This window comes from Flavobacterium sp. SOK18b (genome assembly GCF_014156605.1).
GTDB lineage: Bacteria > Bacteroidota > Bacteroidia > Flavobacteriales > Flavobacteriaceae > Flavobacterium > Flavobacterium tiangeerense.
This window is the reverse complement of record NZ_QKNZ01000158.1, coordinates 1-567: the sequence shown is the minus strand read 5'-3', so window position 1 is coordinate 567 and position 567 is coordinate 1. Positions and strand designations below refer to the sequence as shown.

Sequence of the window (567 nt, the reverse complement as noted above, 5' to 3'; positions counted from 1 at the left end):
GAAGATAGCTCATTGTTTGAAATTGAAGTACCATCGGAAAAAGTAACTGTAAATTTTCCATTTTCATAGTTAAGAGGAAGTTTTTGGTTAAATATGGAATTTAAGATTCTTGATAAAGTAGTCTTACCTGAATAATTTCTACCATAAATTATATTTAATCTTCTAAATGTTTCATTTCTACCGATGAATGTGTCCCATTTATAATTTTCAAAAAGTCCAAATTTATCTATGTCTATTTTTGTAATCATATATCTTTTCTAAATTTGTCTTTTTTACCTGTTTTTGGGTAAGCTTCCCATTAACTTGCCTACAGTTCTGACAATACCAGAACTATTATTTTAAAATGAGTAGTTCCGTTTAACAAACGCCTTACTATAATTATCCTCAAATATATAAATAATTAGTTACAAATCATCAAACTATGTTTACATTAAAAGAGTAATTTTCAAACTTTTATAAACGGAAACTATCTTGAAATACGCACGCCTTAGCCCAGATAGAAGTGGAAATCCTTATGCGCCAGTACCGAAACTTCGGGATGGCGCATAAGATTGTAACGTATAGCTG

The 567-nt window shown here is 29.6% G+C and carries 1 protein-coding gene; it reads right to left on the bottom strand.

All coding sequences use genetic code 11. The features are described 5' to 3' along the window. Positions 1 to 248: AAA family ATPase (locus DNC80_RS15620; protein WP_182652010.1), on the bottom strand; the 248-nt coding region annotated here is incomplete at its 3' end. Positions 249 to 567 lie beyond the last annotated feature (319 nt).